A 15,554-nucleotide genomic window follows, 5' to 3' on the forward strand; every position below is an offset into this window, starting at 1 on the left:
CGCTCGTCGTCGGTCAGAACCACCTCGGCCGTCGGCCGTCCCATGCGTGCCATGAGATCAGCATACTTCTATGGACTTTCCGAGACTCAGGACACTAGCGCGGGGCCGTGAGTTCCCGGTCCAGGACCGTCACCAGGCGGGGGCCCTTGCGGGCTTGGTCCAGGCGGAGCCGCGCGGAGCGGCCCGACAGGGCGAGCGTCATGAGCTGGTTGCCGAACCACGGGCCGCCCGTACGCCGCCAGCTCAGCGGGGGGCGGCCCGTCCGGCCGTGCCGGGAGAAGCCGCGGCCCAGCCACCGGCCCCACCGGGACCAGCCCAGCCGGAAGCCCCACTTCACCGCCGTGTGGATGGAGTTGTGCACGGGCGAGCACGTCAGCTGAAAAACCCGGGCCGTACTGGGTATTCGGGGCTCGGCCACATACGCGTGGTGCACGTCGCCAGAGAGCACGCACACCGTCGCCGGGGCCCGCGGGCCCGTGCCCACTTCCTCGATCAGGTCGCTGAGCGCCGCGAACGAGGCCGGGAACGCCGCCCAGTGCTCCAGGTCGCTGCGCCGCCGCAGGTTCTCCCCGATCCTGGCCCACCGCGGGCCGCGCTCCCCGCGGCACAGAGCGGAATTCCACACTTCCGCGTCGTGGACGAGCGGCGGCATCAGCCAGGGCAGCGACGACCCGATGAGGAGGTGGTCGTAACCGCCGTGCCCGGCCAGGGCGTTGTCCCGGAGCCACTGATGCTCCGCCGGGTCGAGCATGGCCCGGCCGTCTTCGGCGAGCACCCGGGCGGCCCGGGTGTCCACCATCAGCAAGCGGGACCGGCCGAAGTCGCGGCGGTAGCTCCAGCGGACGGTGGCCGGGTCGGCGTCCGCCGCGGCGGCGAAGGCCCGGAGTGCGTCGGTGCCGTCGGGGGTCTGGCGGACCGCTTCGTACAACGGGTCGGCCGCGAGCTCGGCGGGGGAGAGGTTGCCGAGGTGCTGGTACACCCAGTACGACATCAGTCCGCTGAGCACTCGCTCCTGCCACCACGGGGTGGCGCGCATCTCCGCCAGCCACGCGGCGCTGGTGTTCCAGTCGTCGATGACGTCGTGGTCGTCGAATATGTGCAGGCTGGGGACGGTGGAGAGGAGCCAGCGGACCTCCGGGTCGAGCCAGGACTCGTAGTAGAGCCGGGTGTACTCCTCGAAGTCGGCTACCTGCGCGCCGGGGGCCTCACGGAGGTCCCGGCGGGCCGCGAGCCACTGGCGGGTGGGCCGCGACAGCTGGTCCGCGTACACCTGGTCGCCGAGGAGGAGCAGGACGTCGGGCCGCTCGTCCGCGTCCCCGCCGGCGGCCAGTCGGGCGGCGAGGGTGTCGAGCGCGTCGGGCCCGTGCGGTCCGCGCCGGCCGGCGGGCGGGGCGGCCTGGCGGCAGGAGCCGAAGGTGATGCGGAGGGTGGGCTGGGAGCGGGGGGTCGAGGGCGTGGTGATGGTGCTCGCAGGGAAGGGGCTGTCGGGGAGCGGCCAGACGCGGACGTCGTCGAGCAGGACCTCGTACGCCGTGGTGGAGCCGGGGGTCAGGCCGGTGACGGGGATCAGGGCGTAGTGGTGGCCGGCGACCTGGAAGGTACGGACGCTGCCGCCGGAGCCGTCGGCGCAGCGCACCTCGGCGGTGCAGGGGCGGTCCGCCTCGATCCATATCGTGGCGCAGTCGCCCCTGTCCCAGTCGACGTAGCGCAGCAGTGGTCCCAGACGCATCGCGGCCATGCAACTCCCCCTCCTGCGGTGTGGCGTTGACTAGTGATCGCCGGTCCTCGGGCGAGACCGCCGACTCTGTGATCACGGTACGACGGGGAGGGGGCGCTCCACCTCCCCCTGGCGGGGGAAAGATCCTTGGCCAGGGGTGGAGGCGGAGCGGGCGTGTCCGGGCGTCGGTCAGCAGCCGTTGAGGATGTTGACCAGGGCCGTCTTCTCCGTCGAGTCCATGCTCAGGTCCCAGTACTGCTTCACGTTGACCCACATCCGCGCGTACGTACAGCGGTAGGCGGTGCGCGAGGGCAGCCACTTGCCGGGGTCGAGGTCGCCCTTGGCCTGGTTGACGTTGTCCGTGACCGCTATGAGCTGCGGGCGGGTGAGGTCGTTGGCGAACTGCTGACGCTTGGTGGTGGTCCAGGAATTGGCGCCGGAGCGCCAGGCTTCGGCGAGCGGGACGACGTGGTCGATGTCGAGATCGGAGGCGGCGGTCCAGGTGGCGCCGTCGTACTCGGAGAACCAGCTGCCGCTCACCGCCGCGCAGGCGGAGTCCTGGACGACGCCCGAGCCGTCGCGCTTCAGGACGGTCTCGCGGGTGTTGCAGGTGCCGGAGACGGTGCTCCAGTGGGGGAAGAGGTCCCGGCTGTACCCGCTGGTGCTGCCCTCGGTCTTCGGAGTGACCGTGGCGAGGTAGGAGCGGGCGGCCGCCGCGCTGATGGGGGCGGGAGGGGCGGCGGAGGCGGCGGGGGCGGCGAGGAGGGTGGTGAGGGAGGCGGCAACGACCATTGAGGCGAGCATGCTAAGTCGACGCGCGTAGACGGAGGGCGTGAAGAACATGAGGGGCTCCTGGGTGGGGGTGGAGGCGGGGGTGGGGATGGGCGGGGGGCGGGAAACGCCGTGGGGCGCCGCCATCGTGACCGCGCCGGGTTTCGAGGGAGTGGGCGTCAGGTGACAGTGTGACGACATGGGCATGTCATGGCGAGGTCCGGAACTTACCTGGATTTAACGGAAGTTGAGAATCCGGTTGGGGCCGCGGGAGGGGTTGCGAACGAGCCGCCGCGGGCCGCCCCGGCCGGCCTGGTGTCGACGGGGTGCCGACGGGGTGCCGACGGGGGCCCAAAGGCCCTTGCGGGAGGCCTGGAGACGTCGCGTACCCTGGAGGAGCAGAAGGGGAGTAGCTCTTTGCCGGACCGTCGACATACTGCTGGGTCACACCAGCCGGCGCCCGGAGGCAGATCGCGGGCGCGTGTGCGCGGGGTCGGCCAGCGAGACCTTCGGCCGCAGTGTCCTGCGCGTATGTTCGCGTACGTATTCCAGGGCGCCGCCGAGCCGAAGCGACCCGTGATCCCCTTCCGGACTTGGTCTCTCGGTACCGACGGCGTCCTGGCCGACCGATAGAGGTTCCGCTCCGTGTTCAGCTTCACCGTGATGGCGATCGCCTTCGGCGTCGTCTTCCTCGCCGAACTCCCCGACAAGACGGCCCTGGCCGGCCTGATGCTCGGCACCCGCTACCGCGCCTCGTACGTCTTCGTCGGCGTGGCCGCCGCCTTCGCCGTGCACGTGGTCCTCGCCATCGCCGCCGGCAGCGTGCTCACCCTGCTGCCGCACCGGCTGGTGCAGGCCGTCGTGGGCGTCCTGTTCCTCGGGGGCGCGGCGATGCTCCTCCTCAAGAGGAGCGAGGGGGAGGACGAGGTCAAGGCGCCCGCCGACCAGTCCTTCTGGAAGGTCTCGGGGGCAGGCTTCATGTTGATCCTGGTCGCCGAGTTCGGTGATCTGACGCAGATCATGACCGCGAACCTCGCCGCGCGGTACGACGACCCCCTCTCGGTCGGCCTCGGTGCGGTGCTCGCCCTGTGGGCCGTGGCGGGGATCGGGATCCTGGGCGGGCGGACGCTGATGAAGTACGTGCCGCTGAACCTGATCACCAAGATCGCTGCCGCCGTGATGGCGGCGCTCGCCGTGTTCTCGCTGTACGAGGCCGTCGCCTGATGGAGGTGGCGGGGCGGCGGGTCGCCGCCCCGCCACCTCCCGACGTGCCGCCTCGCCGCCCGATGTCAGAGGTGTCTGGGACGCTGCGGGGATGGAGCCGACCTTGCAACTGACAATCGACTGTGCGGACCCGCGGCTGATGGTGGCCTTCTGGAGCCGGGCGCTGGGATACGCGCCGGAACTTCCGCCCGGCGGGCAGCCCACCTGGCGTGCGTACTGGCAGGACTTGGGGGTGCCCGAAGAGGAACTGCCCGAGGGGGCGGGGGAGAGCCCGGAGTCGATCGTCGACCCGAAGGGGCTGGGGCCGCGAGTGTGGTTCCAGCAGGTCCCCGAGGCGAAGGCCGGCAAGAACCGGGTGCACCTGGACCTGAAGGTCGGCGGCGGCAGCGACGCCCCGGTGCAGGTCCGGACCCGGCGGATCGACGAGAAGGTCGGGCAGCTCACGGCCGCGGGCGCGACCGTGCTGCGGGTCATGGACGAGCCGGAGGGCTTCTACGCCGTGGTGCTACAGGACCCTGAGGGCAACGAGTTCTGCGTCGCCTGAGGGGCGGCCGCCCGGTCGGCGCGCTCGGCGCGTCCGCCCGGCGCGCCTGAGCCGCCCCGCCCCGCCCGCCTGAGCCGCCCGGCCGGGGCCGAGCGGGCCCGGGATCAGGCCGACCGGAGCGTGAGGGTGATGGAGCCGTCGGTGTCGGCGGTGACGGTGATCTCCGTCAGGTCGAGCACGTGGGCCGTGGGGGCGTGGGCGGCGGCGCGCGGGCCGACGCCGATCACGCGCATGCCCGCGGCTTGCCCGGCGGCGATGCCGGCGGCCGAGTCCTCGAAGACGATGCAGTCCGCGGGGTCGACGCCGAGGGCGGCGGCGCCCTTCAGGAAGCCCTCGGGGTGGGGCTTGCTGGCCTGCACGGATTCGGCGGTGACCCGGACCTCGGGCATCGGCAGGGCCGCGGCGCTCATCCGGGCCGTTGCCAGGGCCGCGTCCGCGGAGGTGACCAGGGCGTGCGGGAGGGAGCCGATGGAGGCCATGAACTCGGGAGCCCCGCCGACCGGGACCACGCCTTCGGTGTCGGCGGTCTCGCGGGCGAGCATCACCGCGTTCTCGGCGAGGTTCTCCGCCATCGGGCGGTCCGGCAGGAGGATCGCCATCGTGGCGTAGCCCTGGCGGCCGTGGACCACCTTGAGGGTCTCCCGCGGGTCCAGGCCGTGGGCGACGGCCCAGTCGCGCCAGCAGCGCTCGACCGCCGCGTCGGAATTGACGAGGGTGCCGTCCATGTCCAGCAGGAGGGCCTTGGCGGTCAGAACGGCGGGGGCGGTGGTGCTGGCCGGCATCGGCGGGGCTCCAGACGGGGCGGGAAAAGAGAACAAGTGGTTCCGTCCACCGGTCAGGGGAGAGGACGGAACCACTTTGTTTCTGAACCATACAAAACAGGAGCGGGTCCGCGCCACCGCAAGGAGTGTGTTCTATCCCTCCAGGGCGCGGCGGGTCTCCGGGCCGTAGACGCCCCAGTCGTCTCCCTCGATGCCGTTCTGCCACTGGAACGTCGACACCGCGTTCTCCGTGCGAGAGCCGTACTTGCCGTCGGCCTTCCCCGAGTACACCCCCTGCGCCGCGAGCAGGCGCTGGAGCTTCTCCACCTCCGGGCCGGAGTCCCCGTAGCGCAGGACGGGGCCCTGGGGCTTCGGCGGAGGGCTGGAAGGCCGGCTCGTGGTGGGGGAGGGAGCGGGGGTGGCCGCGGGCGCGGACGAGCGGCTCGGGGTCGCCGAAGGGGTCACGGACGGGGAAGGGGTGCGGGAGGGGCTCGGGGAGCGGGAGGCGGAGGGGCTCGGCTTGGCGCTCGCGGAGGATTGTGAGGGGGCCGCCTGGGCCAGGCTGATGACCGGGGCGGAGGGTTTCGCGTCGAGGAGGGTCACCTCGGGTTGGTCGGAGCCCGAGAAGGCCGTCAGGGCCAGGGCGGCCCCGCCGAAGGCGACCACCGCGCAGGCGGCCACCAGGAGCGGACGCGTGCGGCGGGGCGGGCGCGCCTCGTACGCCGCGACGGGGCGCAGCAGCATCGTTTCCTCGGCCGCTGGCGGGGCCGCAGCCGCGGGCGCGGGCGGCCAGGACACCACGGGCGTTCCGTACGCCGGGGTCTGTGCCTGCGCCCGGGCGGCTTGGGCCTGCGCCGGGGTCTGTGCCTGCGGCGGGGTGTGGGCGTGCGGCGGCGGCATCTGGGCGTGCGGCGGTATCCGGACCTGCGGCGGCCGGTCGGCCGACTGCCCCGGGTCGGGCAGTGACACGTACGGGCGCACGCGCAACGAATGGGAATCGCATCGGCAGGCGTCGCCGACGGCGTCGCAATCCGGACAGTGCTCAGCGCTCACTAGTACCCCTCACCTGGCCACTTGCCTGCGATTATGCAGACCCGCGGGCCCGCTCCCAACCGCCCGACAGGCCATAACAGGACACACCGCTCAGGATGGAGGAGTCGATCAGGCCTGAGGAGGAGCCGATGGTTCAGGACATGGCGACGGAGCCCGACCCGAGGAAGTCCGGGCCCGGTGCCGAGCGCGCCTCGCGGGACGTGCTCGTTTCGATCGGCGCGCTGCTGCTGGGACTGCTGATCGCCGCACTCGACCAGACGATCGTGTCGACGGCACTGCCGACGATCGTCAGTGATCTCGGCGGCATGGCGCACCTGTCGTGGGTCGTCACGGCCTACATGCTCGCGTCGACGGCCGCGACGCCGCTGTGGGGCAAGCTCGGCGACCAGTACGGGCGCAAGAAGCTCTTCCAGTACGCCATCGTGCTGTTCCTGATCGGGTCCGCCCTGTGCGGACTCGCGCAGAACATGCCGCAGCTCATCGGCTTCCGCGCACTGCAGGGCCTGGGTGGCGGTGGACTGATGGTGCTGTCGATGGCGATCGTCGGAGACATCGTCCCGCCCCGCGAACGCGGCAAGTACCAGGGCCTCTTCGGCGCCGTCTTCGGAGCGACCAGCGTGCTCGGACCGCTGCTGGGCGGGCTCTTCGTGGACCACTTGTCGTGGCGCTGGGTCTTCTACATCAACCTCCCCATCGGTCTCGTCGCACTCGTCGTCATCGCCGCCAGCCTGCACATCCCGGTGCGCGCCGAGAAGCACACCATCGACTACCTCGGCACCTTCCTCATCGCCTCCGTCGCCACCTGCCTGGTGCTCGTGGCCTCCCTCGGCGGCACCTGGGGCTGGAGCTCGCCCGAGATCATCGGGCTGGCCGTACTGGGCCTCGTGCTGCTGATCGCCTTCGTGCTCGTCGAGCGGCGGGCCCTGGAGCCCGTGCTCCCGCTCAAGCTGTTCCGCATCCGCACCTTCGTCCTCTGCTCCCTGATCAGCTTCGTCGTGGGCTTCGCGATGTTCGGGGCGATGGTCTACCTGCCGACCTTCCTCCAGGTCGTCCAAGGGGTCTCGCCGACCATGTCGGGCGTGCACATGCTGCCGATGGTGCTCGGCATGCTGATCACCTCCACCGGCTCCGGCCAGATCGTCAGCCGCACCGGGCGCTGGAAGGTCTTCCCGATCGCGGGCACGGCCCTGACCGCGATCGGGCTGGTGCTCCTGCACCAGTTGCACCGCACCAGCTCCACCTGGGAGATGAGCGTCTACTTCTTCGTCTTCGGCGCCGGCCTCGGACTGGTCATGCAGGTGCTCGTGCTGGTGGTGCAGAACTCGGTCGGCTACGCCGACCTCGGCGTCGCCACCTCGGGTGCCACCTTCTTCCGCTCCATCGGCGCCTCCTTCGGCGTCGCCATCTTCGGCACGATCTTCACCAACCAGCTCGACGACAAGCTGGCGGCCGCACTGGCCGGCATCCCGCTGCCGCCCGGGGTGGACGCGGCACGGCTGGAGGCCGACCCGCGCGCCATCGCCGCCCTTCCCCCGCAACTGCGGCCGACGGTGCTGGACGCCTACTCCACTGCCATCACCGACGTCTTCCTCTACGCCGTGCCCGTGGTGCTGGTGGCCTTCGTGGTGGCCTGGTTCCTCAAGGAGGACAAGCTGCGCGGCTCGGTGACGACGCCCGATGTCACCGAGACCCTCGCCTCGAACCCGGTCCAGCGCTCCTCCCGCGAGGAGGTCGCCCGCGCCCTGTCGGTGCTGGGCACCCTCCAGGGCCGCAAGCGCATCTACGAGAAGATCACCGTGAAGGCCGGCTACGACCTGCTGCCCGCCTCCAGTTGGCTGCTGCTGCGGATCAAGAAGTACGGCTCCGCCGACCCCGCCCTGCTCGTCGAGCGGACCATGGTGCCGATGAGGGCCATCACGGACGCGGCCCGCCAGATCGAGGAGCGCGGGCTGGCCACCCGCGACGGGCTGTCGCTGGTGCTGACGGAGAAGGGCCGCCAGAGCGCGCTGGAGCTGTCCGCCGCCCGTGAGGAGTCCCTCGCCGAACTGCTCGGCGACTGGTGGAGCCCGGACCGCCCCACCGACCTGTCAAAGCTGGTCGAGGAGATCAACGGGGAGCTCTGCGGATCCGACTCCGAGGAGCCCTACGACACCTCACCGCGCCGGGACCACTCGATGCGCTGATCCCGGCCGCGGCTCGGCCGACCTGCCGACACGTCGGCCCCGACCCGCGGCGCTCCCGTCGTCCGGTGGAGGCCGGCGGTCAGGGCAGGGGCTTCTCGAACCAGTGCTCGGCGTACGGCCCCGCGCTGTAGGCCGGTATCTCCGCGTACCCGTGCCGCGCGTACAACGCGCGCGCCTCCACCAGGTCCGACCGCGTGTCCAGCCGGACGCGCTCGGCGCCCAGCGCGCGGCCCGCCTCCTCCAGGGCTTCGAGCAGGGCCGCCCCGCCGCCCGTGCCGCGGGCGCGCGGGTCCACGTACACCCTTGTGAGCTCGGCGGTGACGGGGTCCAGGAGGCGTATGCCTCCGCACGCCAAGGGCCGTCCGTCGAGCCGGCCGACCACGAACCGGCCCGTCGGCGCCGCCAGCCCGTCGTCCGGGAAGTCCAGGAGCCCCTGGTCGATCTCGGCCTCGGTGACGGACCGCTTCCAGTACCGCCCGGCGACCTCCGCGTAGTACGCGCGGCGCAGCAGCGTGGCGTCCGGGGTGGTGAACGCCTCGGGGGCGACCCGCCAGGTACCGCCTGTCGTCGTGTTCATCGAATCGCTGGTCATGGCGCCATTGTGGAGCGGAAGGGAGCGACCCCGCGTTGGAATATCCACAGGCACGGGCCGATGATAGGAAAAGGGGCAACCGTGCACATGAAGGGCGTGAACCGTCATGTCGGAGCATCCTGACTGTGGCCTGGTCCGTCGAGCCTATGAGGCCTTCGGTCAAGGCGACATGGACAAGCTGAGCACGATGATGACGGCCGACGTCATCCAGCACGTTCCCGGCACCAGCCTCATCTCCGGGCACCACAAGGGGCGGGAGGCCGTCTTCGACCTCTACCGCCGGCTCGGCGAGGAGACGAACGGAACGTTCCGGATCGATCTGGGCAAACTGCTCGCGGACGGCCGCGGTCACGTCATGAGTTTCCACACAGTGCGCGCGGACCGCGGCGACCGGGGAATCGAGATCCACGACGGAATCTTCTTCACCATCGTCGCCGGAAAGATCAGCGACCTCGACGTCTGCACCGAGGACATCGACGAGACCGACGCCTTCTGGAGCTGACGGCGGCCAGCAGCCGGCAGCCGGCAGTCGGCAGCCGGCGGGACAGTAGTTGCTGCCGAGGGGCCCGGAGCGTCCGCTCCGGGCCCCTCGGCAGCTGCTGCCGCGCTCAGGCCCGCTTGGGCGCAGCCTGCTGCACGACCTCGAACGACCACACCGAAGACCCCGTCGCGGCGGGCTTCGGCCGCTCTGCGCCGCCCCCGCCGCCCGCCGCGCCGCCACCCTGGTGGGCCGCCTTCATCGGGCCCTCCATCCACGCCTGGAAGTCCTCCTCGGAACGCCACCGCGTGTACACGAGGTACTGGTCCGTGCCCTCGACGGGACGCAGCAGCTCGAACCATTCGAACCCGTCCGAACCCTCCACGGACCCCGCCCGCGAGGCGAACCGCTGCTCCAGGACCTCCCGCTGTTCGGCCGGGACGGTGAGGGCGTTGATCTTCACGATGCTCATGCCCGCCATCCTAGGTATCGCGCGGGGGATATCGTCGTCCGGGTAAATGAAGCGCGCGGTACGAAACGCGCGGTATGAAACCCGCGGTATGAAACGCGGTATCAAACGCGGCAGCCAGGCAAAGTCAGGGTTGCGGTCAACAGGGCGGGAGGCCGGCGAGGCGTGGCTAACGCGGCGGAGCACAGTGGTGCGAACGGGCATGCCGGAGTCATAGGCGGTAGCGGGGGCAGGCTCGGGGCCGCACGCCTCGTGCTGTGGGCGCTGGCAGGGCTGCTCGCCGTCAGGCAGGCCGCCGTGGTGCTGCGCGTGCCACCGGGCGAGTGGCTCAGCGACTTCCACCTCCCGGGCACCCCGGGCAGCCTGCCGGGTCTGCTCTACGAGAACGGGCAGTTCACCGGAACCCCCTTCGCGGGGCTGGTCCTCAAGCCGCTCCTCGGCCTCGCCGCGCCCTCCCTGGAGGTGGCCTGGACCTGTGTGACCCTGCTGGTCGTCGCCGCCATCGGGCTCGTCGCCGCGCGCGGCCTGCCCGATCCCGTGCCCCGGCGCACCGCGCTGCTGGCCGCGCCCGTGCTGGTCGCCCTCATGATGGTCTCGCTGCCCGTCCGCGAAGCCGCCTCGCCGGGCCAGACCGCCGTGCTGCCGGTCCTGCTGGTGCTGCTGGCCGTGTCCAGGGTTCCGGGCGACCGCCCGTCCGGTTTCCTGATCGGCCTCGCAGCCGCCCTCCAGCCCGCCCTGCTGCTCTTCGTCGCGCTGCTCTGGCTGACCGGGCGCAGGCCCACCGCGCGCGCCGCCGGCGCGACCTTCGCCGGCGCCACCGCGCTGTCCTGGGCGGCCATGCCGCAGGATTCCTGGACGTACTGGGTCGAGCACCTGGCCGGCACCGGCCTCGGCGGCGCCCCCGCCGGCCTCGCCAACCAGTCCGTGCACGGCGCGCTCCTGCGCCTCGGCCTCTCCGGCCCCGGCGAGATCCTGCTCTACGTCGCCCTCGCGGCCGCCGTCGCCTGGTTCGGCCTGCGCCGCGCCGCCCGCTACGCCCATGACGGACAGCTGCTGCTCGCCGTCGCCATCACCGGCTGCGTGGCCGTCGCCGTGTCCCCGACCGGCTGGCGCCACCAGCTGCTGTGGGTGCTGCTCGCGGTCGCCGGCAAGGTCGGCAAGCGGGCCGCCGACCGGCCCGTGTGGCCGGTGGCCGTGGTCCTCGCCATGACGCTGCCGAGCGACGTGCTGCTGCCCAACCTGGTCGCCCTGGCCCCCGTACGCGACAACGTGCTGCTCCTCGCGGCCCTCGCGGCGGCCTGCGCCGTGCCGTTCCTGCCGCGCTCGTCCCCGTACTGGCGCGAGCCCGTCCCCACGGCCTACGGGCGGCCCGCGCCCGCCCGGTGGGCGCGGGTGCCGCTGCTGCCGTTCTGGCGGCGCGTGCTCTCGCGCCCCAACCTGCTGCTGGAACTGCTGCTGATACGGGTCGGCTACTCGCTCTACTCGCACATCCGGGCCGCCGCGCCCACCAGCCGCAGCCTCGCCGAGGGCAACGGGAACCAGATCCACGGCATCGAGAAGGCCTTCGGCATCGACATCGAGCTGGCCGTGAACCATGCCGTGGCGAAGACGCCCTGGCTGGAGGCGTTCTTCAACTTCTACTACACCTCCTTCCACTTCGTGGTCCCGCTGACGATCCTGGCCGTCCTGTACTGGCGCCGCCCCAAGGACTACCGCTGGGCCCGCGCCTCCCTCGGCCTGGCCACCGTCCTGGCCCTCATAGGCTTCTGGCTCTACCCGCTCGCGCCGCCGCGCCTGATGCCCGGCCTGGGCTTCGTCGACACCGTGCACGGGGTGCAGGACCTGGCGAACCCGAGCTACGGGGCCATGACCGCCATCTCCAACCAGTACGCGGCGATGCCTTCGCTGCACTTCGGCTGGTCGCTGTGGTGCGGGATCGTGATCGTCACGCTCGCGCCGAAGGGCTGGCAGAAGCTGCTCGGGGCGCTGCACCCGACGATCACGGTGTGCGCGATCGTCGCCACCGCCAACCACTGGATCCTCGACGCGGTCGGCGGCGCGCTGGTCGTCGGTGCCGGTTTCGGGCTCGTCTACGTGCTCTCGGGCCCCCGGGGCGCCGCCGTGCCCGCCGGATTGCCCGTACCGCGGCCCAGACGGCCGGAACGGGTTCCGGCGGGGTCCGGATCGGGGTCGGAGCGCACGCGGGCGTAAGGGTCTGAGTGCGTCCAAGCCGTCCGAGCCGCGTCCAGGCCTTCGGGCGTGAGGCCCGGGGCGGGCACGGTCGTGGCCTATTCGCCCGGCAGGTGGGCCACGACGAGGGCGATCGCCGCACCCGCCGTGTCGGTCTCGCCGAGCACGGTGGTCTGGCGGGGGCCGCGCACGCGGAAGCGGCCGTCGGGCAGCGGCTCGACGGCGGGCGCGGTCACGGCGAAGGGATGGCCCTCGGAGGCGCTGAACCACAGGGTGAAGTGGCTCGTGTACGGGTACAGCCGGCGCAGCTCCGGCTCCGCGCGGGCGGCCTCGATGAGCGCCAGGACGCCTTGGCTCATGGGCTCGGACCCGGTCTGTTCGGCCATCCGCCGCCATGTGGTCGGCAGCCGCTGCCAGCGTCTGGCGCTGGGGTCCTCAAGGTTCATCCGGGCAGTCTGGTTCCGGCCCGCCGCCAAGGCAATGATCCGACGGCGGCGACACGGTAACGACCGACCGGTAACGACCGACGGAAACGACCGACGGTGACGACCGACGGTGACGATCGATCGGTAGCGACCTTCCGGTTACGACCGCCCGCGACGACCAACCGGTGACGACCGCCGGTGACGACCGGGCGGCCGCGAAGGCCGAGGGACGGCAGGGGCCGGGCGTGGGAGTTGGGGCCCCTGCCGTCCTGGACAACGGGTCAGCCGTGGCTGACCCGCAGCTCCTTGATGCCGTTCAGCCAGGCCGCGCGCAGCCGGCGCGGGCCCGCGCCGGCGAGGTGCAGGTCGGGCAGGGCGTCGGCCAGCGCGTTGAACATCAGGTCGATCTCCATGATGGCCAGCGACTTGCCGAGGCAGAAGTGCGGGCCGCCACCGCCGAAGCCCAGGTGCGGGTTGGGGTCGCGGGTGATGTCGAAGGCTTCGGGGTTGTCGAAGACCTCGGGGTCGTGGTTGGCGGAGGAGTAGAAGAGCCCCACCCGGTCGCCCGCTTTGATCTTCTGCCCGCCCAGTTCGGTGTCCTGGGTGGCGGTGCGCTGGAAGGACACCACGGGGGTGGCCCAGCGCACGATCTCCTCGGCCGCCGTCGAGGGGCGGGTCGCCTTGTACAGCTCCCACTGCTCGGGGTGGGTCAGGAAGGCGTGCATGCCGTGGCTGATGGCGTTGCGCGTGGTCTCGTTGCCCGCGACCGCCAGCAGCAGCACGAAGAAGCCGAACTCGTCGGAGCCCAGGTTGCCCTGGCCCTCGGCCGCGACCAGCTGCGTGACGATGTCCTGGGCCGGGCACTCCTTGCGGGCGGCCGACAGGTTCATCGCGTAACCGATGAGCTCCATCGCGGCGTTGCCGCCGACCTCCGCGGTGATCGCGTACTCGGGGTCGTCGTACGCGATCATCTTGTTCGACCAGTCGAAGATCCGGGACCGGTCCTCCTGCGGTACGCCGATCAGCTCGGCGATGGCCTGGAGCGGGAGTTCGCACGCCACTTGGGTGACGAAGTCGAAGCTGCCGTCCGCCGAGGCCTCCAGAGCCTCCGCGACGATCTTCCGGGCGCGGTCGCGCAGGGCGTCCTCCAGCCCGCGGATGGCCCGCGGGGTGAATCCGCGCTGCACGATCTGGCGTACGCGCGTGTGTTCCGGCGGATCCATGTTCAGCATGATCAGACGCTGGGCATCTATCGCTTCGCGCTGGATGTGCTCGTTGAAGCGGATGATCGCCGTGTTCGTCGTGGAGGAGAACAGCTCCGGGTGCGTGGAGACGTACTTGACGTCCGCGTGCCGGGTGACGGCCCAGTACCCCTCGTCGTCGAAACCGGTGATGCCCCGCCGCTGCGGGCACCACCACACGGGCGCCGTCTGCCGCAACTGTGCGAACTCGGGATAGGGGACCCGGTCCTGGAGCAGGTCCGGGTCGGTGGCGTCGAAGCCTTCGGGAAGCGCGGGGCAGGGCATCGGGCGACTCCAAGGTCTGACGGCCCATCAGAAGTTGGCTTGAAGGTAGTAACGAGTTCTACAAGTGACAAGGGGCCTCGCGCGAACTTCTGCGTGTGGAAACCGTGTAAGCCGCCTGCAAGACCCTTGCGTACCGGGTGTTCTGGTCATAAGACTGCGGGGAGAACTAGAACGCGTACTAGTTCGGGCGGGGCGCCGGGACGGCCCGCCCGCCCAGCCGAGGCGCGCTGCGCGCTACGCAGGAGCAGGAGAGGACGAGCTCATGGCCGCGGAACCCGTCATCGTCGAAGCCGTACGCACCCCCATCGGCAAGCGCGGGGGCGCACTCGCCAACCTTCACCCCGCCTACCTTCTCGGCGAGACCTACCGCGAGCTCCTCGCCCGCACCGGCATCCAGCCCGACTGCGTCGAGCAGATCGTCGGCGGCACCGTCACCCACGCCGGCGAGCAGTCGATGAACCCCGCCCGCAACGCCTGGCTGGCCATGGGCCTGCCGTACGAGACCGCCGCGACCACGGTGGACTGCCAGTGCGGCAGTTCGCAACAGGCCAACCACATGGTCGCCAACATGATCTCCGGCGGAGTCATGGACATCGGCATCGCCTGCGGGGTCGAGGCCATGAGCCGCGTACCGCTCGGTTCCGGTTCCAAGCACGGCCCCGGCAAGCCCTTCCCGGACGAGTGGAACGTCGACCTCCCGAACCAGTTCGAGGCCGCCGAGCGCATCGCCCGCCACCGGGGCCTGACCCGCGAGGACGTTGACACGCTGGGCGTCCTGTCCCAGCAGCGGGCCGCCGCCGCATGGGCCGAGGAGCGGTTCAAGCGCGAGACCTTCGCCGTGCAGGTGCCCACCACCGAGGCCGAGCAGGCCGCCGGCCAGGGCATGTGGCGCCTGGTCGACCGGGACGAGGGCCTGCGCGACACCTCCATGGAGGCGCTCGCCCGGCTGAAGCCGGTCATGCCGACCGCCGTGCACACCGCCGGGAACTCCTCGCAGATCTCCGACGGCGCCGCCGCCGTGATGTGGGCCTCGCGCAAGATGGCGCGTGCGCTCAAGCTGCGGCCGCGCGCCCGGATCGTCGCCCAGACGCTCGTCGGCTCCGACCCGCACTTCCACCTGGACGGGCCCATCGACGCGACGCGCGCGGTGCTGGGCAAGGCGGGGATGTCCCTCAAGGACATCGACCTCGTCGAGATCAACGAGGCCTTCGCCTCGGTCGTGCTCAGCTGGGCCCAGGTCTTCGACCAGGACCTGGAGAAGGTCAACGTCAACGGCGGGGGCATCGCGCTCGGCCACCCCGTCGGCGCCACCGGAGCCCGGCTGATCACCACCGCCCTGCACGAGCTGGAGCGGCGCGACAAGGAATTCGCCCTGATCACCATGTGCGCGGGAGGCGCGCTGGCGACGGGCACCATAATCCAGCGGCTGTAGCGGTCACCCGCTGCGCCGCTTCTCGGTCCCTGTGGGATGGGAAGCAGAAGGCCCCGGTGGCCGGACCTGGGGAGGTCGGCCGCCGGGGCCTTCGCACGCGCGCCGCGCCGGCCGGGGCCTGGTGGGGGCGGTCGTGCGGTGGTGTGGTCGTGCGGGTGCTGCTGGGTTCTGCTGCCGCTGGTGGCTTAG

14 protein-coding genes are annotated in these 15,554 nt (G+C 71.5%); 6 read left to right on the forward strand and 8 right to left on the reverse strand.

The window, feature by feature from the left end:
- Nucleotides 1–94 precede the first annotated feature (94 nt).
- A complete protein-coding gene (locus tag J7E97_RS26610) occupies nucleotides 95–1,738 on the reverse strand; it encodes an alkaline phosphatase D family protein (protein WP_215032186.1) in 1,644 nt (547 codons plus the stop codon).
- Nucleotides 1,739–1,906: 168 nt separating this feature from the next.
- A complete protein-coding gene (locus tag J7E97_RS26615) occupies nucleotides 1,907–2,560 on the reverse strand; it encodes an HNH endonuclease family protein (protein ID WP_215032189.1) in 654 nt (217 codons plus the stop codon).
- A 573-nt stretch (nucleotides 2,561–3,133) separates the two neighbouring features.
- Between J7E97_RS26615 and J7E97_RS26620 the strand changes: the two genes are divergently transcribed.
- Both J7E97_RS26620 and J7E97_RS26625 read left to right on the forward strand, forming a co-directional pair.
- Nucleotides 3,134–3,712 (forward strand): TMEM165/GDT1 family protein, encoded by a 579-nt coding sequence (locus J7E97_RS26620; protein ID WP_215032192.1) that lies wholly within the window; start codon nucleotides 3,134–3,136, stop codon nucleotides 3,710–3,712.
- A gap of 91 nt (nucleotides 3,713–3,803) precedes the next feature.
- Nucleotides 3,804–4,256 carry a VOC family protein gene (locus J7E97_RS26625; RefSeq protein ID WP_215032194.1) on the forward strand — a complete coding sequence of 151 codons (453 nt, stop codon included), beginning with the start codon at nucleotides 3,804–3,806 and terminating at the stop codon, nucleotides 4,254–4,256.
- 104 nt (nucleotides 4,257–4,360) lie between these two features.
- Here J7E97_RS26625 and J7E97_RS26630 read toward each other — a convergent pair whose 3' ends face one another.
- Nucleotides 4,361–5,038 carry an HAD-IA family hydrolase gene (locus J7E97_RS26630; RefSeq protein WP_215032197.1) on the reverse strand — a complete coding sequence of 226 codons (678 nt, stop codon included), beginning with the start codon at nucleotides 5,036–5,038 and terminating at the stop codon, nucleotides 4,361–4,363.
- Between the two features lie 132 nt (nucleotides 5,039–5,170).
- On the reverse strand, nucleotides 5,171–5,998 hold the full coding sequence (locus J7E97_RS26635) for a peptidoglycan-binding protein (RefSeq protein WP_215032200.1): 828 nt from the start codon (nucleotides 5,996–5,998) through the stop codon (nucleotides 5,171–5,173).
- Between the two features lie 212 nt (nucleotides 5,999–6,210).
- On the opposite strand from J7E97_RS26635, the gene J7E97_RS26640 reads away from it, so the two are divergent.
- Nucleotides 6,211–8,253: an MFS transporter gene (locus J7E97_RS26640; RefSeq protein ID WP_251055200.1), complete on the forward strand. Its 2,043-nt coding sequence runs from the start codon at nucleotides 6,211–6,213 to the stop codon at nucleotides 8,251–8,253.
- A 79-nt stretch (nucleotides 8,254–8,332) separates the two neighbouring features.
- Here the strand turns inward: J7E97_RS26640 and J7E97_RS26645 are convergent, their stop codons facing one another.
- Nucleotides 8,333–8,845 carry a GNAT family N-acetyltransferase gene (locus tag J7E97_RS26645; protein ID WP_215032204.1) on the reverse strand — a complete coding sequence of 171 codons (513 nt, stop codon included), beginning with the start codon at nucleotides 8,843–8,845 and terminating at the stop codon, nucleotides 8,333–8,335.
- 106 nt (nucleotides 8,846–8,951) lie between these two features.
- Between J7E97_RS26645 and J7E97_RS26650 the strand changes: the two genes are divergently transcribed.
- Nucleotides 8,952–9,347 carry a nuclear transport factor 2 family protein gene (locus J7E97_RS26650; RefSeq protein WP_215032206.1) on the forward strand — a complete coding sequence of 132 codons (396 nt, stop codon included), beginning with the start codon at nucleotides 8,952–8,954 and terminating at the stop codon, nucleotides 9,345–9,347.
- A gap of 106 nt (nucleotides 9,348–9,453) precedes the next feature.
- On the opposite strand, the gene J7E97_RS26655 is transcribed toward J7E97_RS26650, so the two are convergent.
- Nucleotides 9,454–9,795, reverse strand: coding sequence for an antibiotic biosynthesis monooxygenase (locus J7E97_RS26655; RefSeq protein WP_215032208.1), 342 nt, complete (start codon nucleotides 9,793–9,795; stop codon nucleotides 9,454–9,456).
- Nucleotides 9,796–9,957: 162 nt separating this feature from the next.
- Between J7E97_RS26655 and J7E97_RS26660 the strand changes: the two genes are divergently transcribed.
- Complete coding sequence (locus tag J7E97_RS26660) at nucleotides 9,958–12,003, forward strand: bifunctional glycosyltransferase 87/phosphatase PAP2 family protein (RefSeq protein WP_215032210.1); 2,046 nt, start codon at nucleotides 9,958–9,960, stop codon at nucleotides 12,001–12,003.
- A gap of 77 nt (nucleotides 12,004–12,080) precedes the next feature.
- Here the strand turns inward: J7E97_RS26660 and J7E97_RS26665 are convergent, their stop codons facing one another.
- Both J7E97_RS26665 and J7E97_RS26670 read right to left on the reverse strand, forming a co-directional pair.
- Nucleotides 12,081–12,428, reverse strand: coding sequence for a DUF6193 family natural product biosynthesis protein (locus tag J7E97_RS26665; protein ID WP_215032212.1), 348 nt, complete (start codon nucleotides 12,426–12,428; stop codon nucleotides 12,081–12,083).
- Between the two features lie 260 nt (nucleotides 12,429–12,688).
- Nucleotides 12,689–13,933 carry a cytochrome P450 gene (locus tag J7E97_RS26670; RefSeq protein ID WP_215032215.1) on the reverse strand — a complete coding sequence of 415 codons (1,245 nt, stop codon included), beginning with the start codon at nucleotides 13,931–13,933 and terminating at the stop codon, nucleotides 12,689–12,691.
- Nucleotides 13,934–14,195: 262 nt separating this feature from the next.
- Here J7E97_RS26670 and J7E97_RS26675 point away from each other — a divergent pair, with 262 nt between their 5' ends.
- Nucleotides 14,196–15,365, forward strand: coding sequence for a steroid 3-ketoacyl-CoA thiolase (locus tag J7E97_RS26675; RefSeq protein WP_112452864.1), 1,170 nt, complete (start codon nucleotides 14,196–14,198; stop codon nucleotides 15,363–15,365).
- The last annotated feature ends 189 nt before the right edge of the window (nucleotides 15,366–15,554 follow it).

The organism is Streptomyces sp. ISL-66 (assembly GCF_018614135.1).
GTDB lineage: Bacteria > Actinomycetota > Actinomycetes > Streptomycetales > Streptomycetaceae > Streptomyces.

Bases quoted from the DNA above. Each gene is read 5' to 3' on its own strand.
- J7E97_RS26655 (WP_215032208.1), bottom strand. From the start codon at position 9,795: ATGAGCATCGTGAAGATCAACGCCCTCACCGTCCCGGCCGAACAGCGG.
- J7E97_RS26615 (WP_215032189.1), bottom strand. From the start codon at position 2,560: ATGTTCTTCACGCCCTCCGTCTACGCGCGTCGACTTAGCATGCTCGCC.
- J7E97_RS26675 (WP_112452864.1), top strand. From the start codon at position 14,196: ATGGCCGCGGAACCCGTCATCGTCGAAGCCGTACGCACCCCCATCGGC.
- J7E97_RS26665 (WP_215032212.1), bottom strand. From the start codon at position 12,428: ATGAACCTTGAGGACCCCAGCGCCAGACGCTGGCAGCGGCTGCCGACC.
- J7E97_RS26650 (WP_215032206.1), top strand. From the start codon at position 8,952: ATGTCGGAGCATCCTGACTGTGGCCTGGTCCGTCGAGCCTATGAGGCC.
- J7E97_RS26630 (WP_215032197.1), bottom strand. From the start codon at position 5,038: ATGCCGGCCAGCACCACCGCCCCCGCCGTTCTGACCGCCAAGGCCCTC.
- J7E97_RS26670 (WP_215032215.1), bottom strand. From the start codon at position 13,933: ATGCCCTGCCCCGCGCTTCCCGAAGGCTTCGACGCCACCGACCCGGAC.
- J7E97_RS26645 (WP_215032204.1), bottom strand. From the start codon at position 8,845: ATGACCAGCGATTCGATGAACACGACGACAGGCGGTACCTGGCGGGTC.
- J7E97_RS26640 (WP_251055200.1), top strand. From the start codon at position 6,211: ATGGCGACGGAGCCCGACCCGAGGAAGTCCGGGCCCGGTGCCGAGCGC.
- J7E97_RS26625 (WP_215032194.1), top strand. From the start codon at position 3,804: ATGGAGCCGACCTTGCAACTGACAATCGACTGTGCGGACCCGCGGCTG.
- J7E97_RS26610 (WP_215032186.1), bottom strand. From the start codon at position 1,738: ATGGCCGCGATGCGTCTGGGACCACTGCTGCGCTACGTCGACTGGGAC.